Genomic DNA, 1,110 nt, shown 5'->3' on the forward strand with positions numbered 1-1,110 from the left:
GAAGGACGTAGTAGCTTGCGATAAGCTGCGGGGAGCTAGCAAACAAGCTTTGATCCGCAGATTTCCGAATGGGGAAACCCGGCCTTTACAGGTCATTGCATACTGAATACATAGGTATGCAAAGCGAACGCGGCGAACTGAAACATCTAAGTAGCTGCAGGAAAATAAATCAACCGAGATTCCCAAAGTAGTGGCGAGCGAAATGGGATGAGCCTGCACGTTTTAGCATGACGGATAGTAGAAACCACTGGAAATTGGTGCCATAGAGGGTGATAGCCCCTTATACGAAATTCGATGTGTGGAACTAAGCGTGCGACAAGTAGGGCGGGACACGAGAAATCCTGTCTGAATATGGGGGGACCATCCTCCAAGGCTAAATACTCGTAATCGACCGATAGTGAACCAGTACCGTGAGGGAAAGGCGAAAAGAACCCCGGAAGGGGAGTGAAATAGATCCTGAAACCGTGTGCATACAAACAGTAGGAGCGGACTTGTTCCGTGACTGCGTACCTTTTGTATAATGGGTCAGCGACTTACATTCAGTGGCAAGGTTAACCGTATAGGGAAGCCGTAGAGAAATCGAGTCCGAACAGGGCGACAGTCGCTGGGTGTAGACCCGAAACCAAGTGATCTACTCATGGCCAGGATGAAGGTGCGGTAACACGCCCTGGAGGTCCGAACCCACTAATGTTGAAAAATTAGGGGATGAGCTGTGGGTAGGGGTGAAAGGCTAAACAAACTTGGAAATAGCTGGTTCTCTCCGAAAACTATTTAGGTAGTGCCTCAAGTATCACCATCGGGGGTAGAGCACTGTTATGGCTAGGGGTTCATTGCGAATTACCAAACCATTGCAAACTCCGAATACCGATGAGTGCGAGCTTGGGAGACAGACGTCGGGTGCTAACGTCCGGCGTCAAGAGGGAAACAACCCAGACCGCCAGCTAAGGTCCCAAAGATTGGCTAAGTGGAAAACGAAGTGGGAAGGCTAAAACAGTCAGGATGTTGGCTTAGAAGCAGCCATCATTTAAAGAAAGCGTAATAGCTCACTGATCGAGTCGTCCTGCGCGGAAGATGTAACGGGGCTAAGCCAGTCACCGAAGCTGCGGATAT

1 rRNA gene is annotated in these 1,110 nt (G+C 49.7%); it reads left to right on the forward strand.

From position 1 onward, the window contains the following. Positions 1-1,110 (forward strand): 23S ribosomal RNA (locus F2P45_RS34250); the annotation flags it as partial.

It is taken from the genome of Massilia mucilaginosa (assembly GCF_011682145.1).
GTDB lineage: Bacteria > Pseudomonadota > Gammaproteobacteria > Burkholderiales > Burkholderiaceae_D > Telluria_A > Telluria_A mucilaginosa.